General features: G+C 35.2%; 7 protein-coding genes. 1 reads left to right on the top strand and 6 read right to left on the bottom strand.

Features of this window, described 5'->3' with window-relative positions; all coding sequences use genetic code 11:
• Nucleotides 1-109: IS3 family transposase (locus tag ACYIAL_RS12375; RefSeq protein WP_483751851.1), on the top strand; the 109-nt coding region annotated here is incomplete at its 5' end.
• Between the two features lie 210 nt (nt 110-319).
• On the opposite strand, the gene ACYIAL_RS12370 is transcribed toward ACYIAL_RS12375, so the two are convergent.
• The 6 genes from ACYIAL_RS12370 to ACYIAL_RS12345 all read right to left on the bottom strand — a co-directional run bounded on the left by ACYIAL_RS12370 (nt 320) and on the right by ACYIAL_RS12345 (nt 8,198).
• Nucleotides 320-1,138, bottom strand: a complete 819-nt coding sequence (locus ACYIAL_RS12370; protein ID WP_483751850.1) for a hypothetical protein — start codon at nt 1,136-1,138, stop codon at nt 320-322.
• Nucleotides 1,139-1,152: 14 nt separating this feature from the next.
• Nucleotides 1,153-2,580, bottom strand: a complete 1,428-nt coding sequence (locus ACYIAL_RS12365; protein ID WP_483751849.1) for a M23 family metallopeptidase — start codon at nt 2,578-2,580, stop codon at nt 1,153-1,155.
• Nucleotides 2,581-2,684: 104 nt separating this feature from the next.
• Nucleotides 2,685-3,119, bottom strand: coding sequence for a hypothetical protein (locus ACYIAL_RS12360; protein ID WP_483751848.1), 435 nt, complete (start codon nt 3,117-3,119; stop codon nt 2,685-2,687).
• Nucleotides 3,094-3,789, bottom strand: coding sequence for a M15 family metallopeptidase (locus ACYIAL_RS12355; protein WP_483751847.1), 696 nt, complete (start codon nt 3,787-3,789; stop codon nt 3,094-3,096). The genes ACYIAL_RS12360 and ACYIAL_RS12355 overlap by 26 nt, the downstream gene beginning before the upstream one ends.
• A 207-nt stretch (nt 3,790-3,996) precedes the next feature.
• The gene (locus tag ACYIAL_RS12350) at nt 3,997-4,653 is read right to left on the bottom strand and encodes a hypothetical protein (RefSeq protein ID WP_483751846.1); all 657 of its coding nucleotides are present in this window, start codon (nt 4,651-4,653) and stop codon (nt 3,997-3,999) included.
• Between the two features lie 26 nt (nt 4,654-4,679).
• Nucleotides 4,680-8,198: a hypothetical protein gene (locus ACYIAL_RS12345; RefSeq protein WP_483751845.1), complete on the bottom strand. Its 3,519-nt coding sequence runs from the start codon at nt 8,196-8,198 to the stop codon at nt 4,680-4,682.
• Nucleotides 8,199-8,308: the final 110 nt, after the last annotated feature.

Here is an 8,308-nt window from a genome sequence, read left to right as displayed (position 1 = left end):
TTTTTCGGCTTATGCTTATTGGTATAATCATAAACGATTACATTCTTCGTTAGGCTACTTGCCTCCCGTTGAATTTAAAAAACACTTATCCCTTAATTTTTTTGTTTGAAAATGTGTTGCCATTCCAAACTATAACACGTTCGTTGTGGGTATTCTAAAGGCTCATGCCAAAGTTTTGCCGTTTCAATATTAAAATAATCCACCATCGCTACCGGATGAATAAACCACGCCTTGCCATCTGCGGATAGATTGGACAGTTTAGGGCTATCAGCATTAGCGCTCGTTTGATTGATGTTTGCTATTTTATTTTGTGCGATTTTTAGTCTGGAGAAAGTTTAGTTATTAATTTTGTTCTATTTTCTTGATTAATAAATGTGTAATAAGTCACTCCTCCATCAAAATATTGAACAACCTCTAGCCTATTTTTCCCTTTCCATTTATATTCAACTTCAACTCTCATATCATCATCTTCGTAAATACTGGAAAAATCTTCTCCTATTTTGATTTTTTTTCTAAATAAATTTGAAGGATCAAAACTCATTGCTTCATATACATCCAATATTGTCATGTTTTGATAATAACAAATATCAGTAATATCCATGTCAACTCGTTTAGTTTGAAAGCATTTAACATTATTATGATAATTATTGATATTATTTTCTTGTTCTTCTGATAAACGCTTAAAAAAAATTAATTCATTTTCGTAAGGTATCATTAGATTATTATTATCAAGTAAAATGATATTCATATGATCACTGCCATTACAAATATTTGATGAACTGTTTCTATCATTAGTATAAACTTTGATAAAATTTCTGAAGGTTAAATGATATTTTCTTAACTCATTATCATAATCTTTAAAAAAATCACTTTGATTTAATTGTTTATTGATATCTTCCCAACTTTCTTTCATTTGTTTAAAATCGCATCCCCAAAGAACTATTTTATCTTGATTCAAAAAAATCAGATTATCTAATTCTGTAACTAATAACTTGCCTTCTTTTGTTTGTAGAAGTTGCTCACTTAAATTATCCTTCATCAACATATAATAATTATTTTTAGCCAAATTAATATCTGATGCATAAGCAACATAAGGCAATAAAATTATAAACAAATTTATATACAAAAATTTTATCATTTTACTCCTCCAAATTATTGAGGTTCAGATGAAAATGAATTACGGTATCCTTCTTTTAATAATTCTAGAGGGTCTAATAAATCTGCACGCCTCTGGTATGGTAAGTTTGCTCTATTAGTTAATGGATTTTTCAAATCTAAACCTTTTTCACCTGAATAATATTCTAAATGCAACATATAAATAACGTGACCATCAATAGTTAATAATGGCTTATATTTTTTCGTTTGTTTAGAATTAATTTTAATTTCAATGGTATGTCCACTTTTTTCACCAACTTTCAGCTCTTTTAATAATAATCCTGTTTTTGCAAGTACAGTACCTTGCTTAACAACATCGCCAACTTTAACATTAATACTTTTATGATCTACCTCACCATAACGAATAATAAATTGACGTCCATTACTCGTTTTATGTTTTATTGTTATTTGATCGGTTTCTGAATAAAATCCACTAATTTGTAGTACAACACCATCACATATTGCAACAATTTCTGCGTTAGGTTCAGTATATAGATCTCGCCCCGCATGTTTCCTTTTACCTCCACTACGATTCGATCCAAACATTGTTTGATTATTATTTTTAGTCCAATTAAATCTTTTACCAAATTGCATATCAAAATTGTTTATTGGTTTTACTTTTAATGGGAAAATAATTTCAGTACTTCTAACATTAAAATAATCCATCATCGCTATCGGATGAATAAACCATGCCTTGCCGTCTGCCGATAGATTGGACAGTTTAGGGCTATTGGTATTCGCATTGCTTTGTTCTGTGCTGGTTGTTTGATTTTGCGCTTGTGCCACTGGTTTCCACCACAGTGACGGTTTAATGCGCTGCGCTTTTTCTAGTTGCCAGTTTGATTTGACATGTTTATGCGCTTCGTCCACCACGTCTAAGGCAAAATCACGGAGGTAAGGCTCGGTGATGCCAAGCTCATCTAATCCCGCTTCGATAAGCGCTTTTTGTTGTTGTTTTTCTTCTTCAAATAGCTCATCAACTTCGTTCCATTTGCTTAACGCTTCATCGGCATACCATTCACTTTCATATTTCACCAGTAAATGCCCTATCAACTCCGCTGTCCAGCTTCGGCGTAATCCTTCCTTTAAATCCTTATCCGTAAAAGTCGGCGGCGGTAGGTCTTTTTTTCGTTGGGTTGAATAAATCAGTGTGCCCGTTAAGATTTGGTGTAATGCCCGCATCGCTGGGGTGTAATCGGCTAAATCTAATTTCGCCACTTTATTCTTGCCTATCTTGTTAGATAATTCACCGACCGAGGCCTTTTCTTCTATCGTGTCAAACCCAGGCCAGTGCCATGGACTACGCCGTTTGATATGCGCTTGCGCATTGTCTTTTATATTCACCCAACCATATATCGGTAGCGTTTGCTCATCCAGTGCCGTCACTTGTACCCAAGTTGTGTTGTCTTCCTCTATCGTTATCAAGCCGTCATTTCCCAATAAACTTCATTAATCCCCCACTACTCGTTCTATGTTTTATTGTTATCTGATGTGTTTTACAATAAATCACATATATCATTAATGATTCTCTAAAAATCCCATGATAAACATTTTTTATTTTCATGAGCTTCACTTATTGCATCTGATAAAATTGATAAATCATCATTAGCATTTTTTTTATACATAGAATCAAGAGATACAGCAGAAATAATTTCTTTATTTTTAATAAAATATTTATTTTCAACAGTAAAAACGGTTTCAGATTTTAAATTTTCATCATGATAACCAATTGGTATATTGTAGTATTCAGTGTTTGATAATACTTCAAATAAATCTTTTCTTTTACTAACAACAATTTTTGAACGGTATGTTTCACCATAAATCCTAAGATTAAGTTGCTTTTTCATACAATTTAACACTGCACCTTCTGTCGCATGTAAAGATTCAAGTGTTATCTCTTCAGCTTTTAATCCGAATGATACGCATAAAATGTTAATGCTAATCAAATATAATATACCCTTCATTATCTAATTCTCCTTTATTATATTTTTCTAATAATTCCGATGCTTTATAACCAAAAGTAATTTCAAAATGAGGATAATCTTTTTGTTTTTTCCAATTACCGCCCCAAGAAAAACCATTTCTTATACCTACAGAAGATATTCTGATTAGAACGTTTTCGTCCCAATTAACTTTCTTATCTTTGATCTCTATAACGTCTATTGCTAATCCATAATTATGGTAACTATATCCTCCTCTAACCCAAGTAACTATATTTCCAGATGTTGTACGACCTTGCTCATAAAGGCGATTTTGTTCATCAATAGTTCTAAGTCCTGTCGTAACTCTTAATTGTATTCCAAATTGTTCTTCTACATCATTGATAAAATTTACCGCATTTTGACGAATTTTGGGATGTAATAACGCAATTCTAGAGTTTGTAACACTATCCCAAGTTTCAGTTTTCTTATTTTCTATAACATTAAAATAATCCATCATCGCCACCGGATGAATAAACCATGCCTTGCCATCTGCAGATAGATTGGACAGTTTAGGGGTATTTGCTTCTGTGTTTGCTGTCGGGTTTTTCGCTTGTGCCTGTGCCACTTGTTTCCACCACAGTGATGGTTTAATGCGTTGCGCTTTTTCTAGTTGCCAGTTTGATTTGACATGTTTATGCGCTTCGTCCACCACGTCTAAGGCAAAATCACGGAGGTAAGGCTCGGTGATGCCAAGCTCATCTAATCCCGCTTCAATAAGCGCTTTTTGTTGTTGTTTTTCTTCTTCAAACAGCTCATCAATTTCGTTCCATTTGCTTAATGCTTCATCGAATATAATGACGATTGAGTTATAATACTGTGTAATTCCAACATAACTTAGATGATCAAAATATTTAAAAAATCATTTACATACATTTCTGTCTAGATCATTGTCAAAGTGACATTCGAAAGAGTCCTCTAATTTAAACTTTCCATTGGTACTGATTGAATATTTTTTCCAGAACTTAACTAATGAACCATCTTCATCAGAACCGTATTTTAAAATGTATATAAACTTATCTATGTAATAATATTGGGATTCTACATAAAAAGCATCATAATCATTTTTTATATAATAAATGGTTAGGCTATCATTTATTTGATCATTAATTTTTGTAAAAAGTTTAACTTCTGCAATAGTTACGCTTTCTAGACTAGATGGATTTATCTCTTTCACTTTTTCTAAATAAATATTAATACCATTTATTGGAGGCAAATATACTTTTTCATTTAATATTATTGGATTAATTATTTCGTCATAATCAAAAGTCATTTTTGATAATACACATCTTTTTCTTTCATATTCTATTTCCTCATTAGTTCCTCCATATGGATGCGTTATGGTACAAGAAGAATCTATCTTTTTCACAAAATCTTTTCTACTAATATGATTATCTCCTTGGTATGTTTCCATTTTACTAATTTGTGTTTTTTGTTCAGGGTTGCTATTGATTTTAGCTTCCGTACAACTAAAAGTAAAAATTAAAGAATGCATTAACATAAATAATTTTCTTTTCACAGATACTCATCCTTTTATATCAATAATTAATTTTCAATCTCTGTTATACAGTTAAAATCAAAATCGCCTGAGTGTAAATGAGTATTATGTAGAGCATCCTTGTTAACAGCATTAGATAATTTATAAAAATATGGATTAATTCCTATAAATCTTTCGTTAAAATGAAATTTTGCCATAGCGTTAATAATTTTTTGATCTTGATTAACATCTAATTTATATGAAGTATCAACACTTTTACCATTTACATGTTCTGCACTGGGAAAACAGGATGCTTCGTAAAAGCAACTTCCTGTCGTTGTCAATTCAAAACCTATCTCAGCAAGAGCACCTATAAAACCAGCTAAAGGACCCGGTCCAGTATATCTTCTTTTGGTATTACTGAACCGATATTTAATCGTAACAGAGTCTTTTGTATAATTAATTTCATCTGGCATTCGAACTATTTCAATTTCTTCATCAAAAGCTTTGTATAATCGCCAAATTAATCCTCTGGTTGGATGTTTACCATACTCAGCAATATCTCCATTTGCATATTTAACTCTTTTCTGGGTATCCCCTTCATTGACATTTTCTTTATATTCAATAATATTAGTATCACTTCGATTCGGTGCACTTACTGTTACACCATTTCTTTTCTTTTTAGTTGTATGCCAATCGGCTATACATATTTCATGCTCATTATTATCTTTATCATGATAAACATATTTATATTTTTGTTCATAACCTTTCAATATTTCTTGTGGTATATGTTTTTCAATTTTTCCATCATGATAAATATGATAAGTAGCTATGCCTGCGTCTGCGTCTGCAAAATAATCCATCATCGCTACCGGATGAATAAACCATGCCTTGCCATCTGCCGATAGATTGGTCAGTTTAGGGGTATTTGCTTCTGTGTTTGCTGTCGGGGTTTGGGCTTGTGCCTGTGCCACTTGTTTCCACCACAGTGATGGTTTAATGCGCTGCGCTTTTTCTAGTTGCCAGTTTGATTTGACATGTTTATGCGCCTCGTCCACCACGTCTAAGGCAAAATCACGTAGGTAAGGTTCGGTGATGCCAAGCTCATCTAATCCCGCTTCAATAAGTGCTTTTTGTTGTTGTTTTTCTTCTTCAAACAGCTCATCAATTTCGTTCCATTTGCTTAATGCTTCATCGGCATACCATTCACTTTCATATTTCACCAGTAAATGCCCTATCAACTCCGCCGTCCAGCTTCGGCGTAATCCTTCCTTTAAATCCCTATCCGTAAAAGTCGGCGGCGGTAGGTCTTTTTTTCGTTGGGTTGAATAAATCAGTGTGCCCGTTAAGATTTGGTGTAATGCCCGCATCGCTGGGGTGTAATCGGCTAAATCTAATTTCGCCACTTTATTCTTGCCTATCTTGTTAGATAATTCACCGACCGAGGCCTTTTCTTCTATCGTGTCAAACCCAGGCCAGTGCCATGGACTACGCCGTTTGATATGCGCTTGCGCATTGTCTTTTATATTCACCCAACCATATATTGGTAGCGTTTGCTCATCCAGTGCGGTCACTTGTACCCAAGTTGTGTTGTCTTCCTCTATCGCTATCAAGCCGTCATTCTCTAATGAAATTAGGGACACGGTACGCGGGTAACATACCGTATTACGTTTCTTTTCCTGTGGAGAAAGGGTGTCATCTAATGATAACGGAAAAGCATGCCAATAACTTGCGCTTGAAGTGAGTTGCCCCTCTTCGCCATTAAGGTGTAAGACGTTACTGGCGGCTATCCAATACGGCTTGTTTTCAATCATAAAGCGAATAGTGAAAAAACCGTCATCATTCGCAGGCTCAGAATAGACACCCGGTAACGTCGTATTTTGTCCCTTTCCGCCACTAATTAACTCAACTTTATCGGGAATATCTTCCTCAGTTAATTCAGGGTAACGTGAATGGTACATCAGTATTACATACTTTTTCTCACTCGCAGTTAAGGTGTATGATTGCGGTGACGGGCTTTTTGCCGATATTTTTCCATTAATGCCATTAACCACCTTGTCAATCCCTGTGTCAAATAACGGCTGCGTGGTTGAAGTATGAAAAAATTTTGAGGGAAGATTGACGGTATAGACCGGTTTGATTTTAATATAGTAGCTCTCGGTAGTGTCGGTAAAATGAATCGCCACCCCAGGACTTAACCAACCTGCCGGTTTAGCGGCTTGAACTAATTGCGCCTCTTTTTCAACTAATATGATAGTCTTTTCACTTTCAGGCAGCTTGTCCGCTAAGGCACGGGTTTTAGTGATAAACGCAGGCAAATCATCACAGGTCAGTAATTCAATGTGTGCCATTTGCGGTAATTGATTGTCTAACGCCCGTTTCATGTTCGATAACGGGGCTTCTTTAGGCTCGTCAAAACGCTCGCTTTGACTGACATTATGACCAATATAACCTATAAAGTCGCCTTTATTAATTGGCATCGGTGTTTTTAATACCACGACTTTATCTAATTTTTCAGGTTTAAGCTGGGTAACTATCAGTGAGGTTAATTTGACATACCCCTTATGTGGTGCCTCATTCCCGCCATTTTCTGCAACCAAGACCGTCGGCACATCACAATTATCAATTTTACGGATTTTAGCATAACCATTTTCTTGCCCATCCAATTCAAACGTTGCCGTTTGAGGTAAATACGTTAACTTTTGACTGTCATTCGCGGTGCCATAAACAGCAATGCCTTTGACTTCAACTTCCGGTTTGCCCACCTTTTTATTATCTTCTTTGCAGATTTCATAATCTTTATTGGCTTCCGCTGTCTTTCCTGTCGGTCTATCGGCTGCTGTCTTGCCAATATCATTATGCCAAACATAACCGGTAATATTGCCCAATTCATTTTGCAAGCCGTTTGGTGTCACCACCGTACCTGTGGTTATCGATACAATTTTATACCAACCGGGCATATTTGCTTTTTGTTCACCTAAACGTACTTTACTGCCTTTAAGCAATAAACCGACAATCTTTGTGTCTTTTCCCTTTTCGCGTATCACGCTACCGGCAATGGTTTCTGTTTTTTTTTCATCAACTTTCCCTGCTTTCGCTTGCCAATAACAAGGGTAATCCACCTGACTACCGCTTTCTTGTTCTTTTTGCTGATAACCATACCAATCGAGTTGATGCATATATAAACTGTATAAGGTTATTGAGGGTGACGTTGCAGTTGCACCAGCGATTTTAGGCATTTGTAACAGGTGTCTGACTAAGGTAAATCCCGTTGAGAAATACGCCACTTTTTGCAGTTCTTTATAAGGCGTTTTTAGCTCAACATTGTCCAGATAGACTATTTTATGGTAAATATCATCGACTCGATAAGCAACCACTTCGCCATGAGCCATACAACACAATTTACCATCATTATCAACTTTCTTTAGTACCCCTTCATCAATATGGACCCCCCCATGCCATATCCCATTTTCACCAAATGGATAAAAGCCACTGCTCGCCTCTGATAACGCTTTATAATACGCATCTTGACTGAGTTGTTTTTCACCCACGGGAAAGTTGAAATTGTCGATTTTTTTTATGGTCATGTGTATTGCCTTATTCCTTATGCCGAAAAGCCTTTCGAGTTAAACGATACATGTTTTTTTAATAAGACTTCCAGCTCTTGACGATTAATATTCAGTTTTGCGGATAAATG

It is taken from the genome of Gilliamella sp. X-57 (assembly GCF_057063565.1).
This window is presented reverse-complemented; position numbering and strand designations above follow the sequence as displayed.

What these genes read in the sequence shown, in the direction of transcription:
- ACYIAL_RS12370 (WP_483751850.1), bottom strand. Translation starts at nt 1,138, where the DNA reads ATGATAAAATTTTTGTATATAAATTTGTTTATAATTTTATTGCCTTAT.
- ACYIAL_RS12360 (WP_483751848.1), bottom strand. Translation starts at nt 3,119, where the DNA reads ATGAAGGGTATATTATATTTGATTAGCATTAACATTTTATGCGTATCA.
- ACYIAL_RS12345 (WP_483751845.1), bottom strand. Translation starts at nt 8,198, where the DNA reads ATGACCATAAAAAAAATCGACAATTTCAACTTTCCCGTGGGTGAAAAA.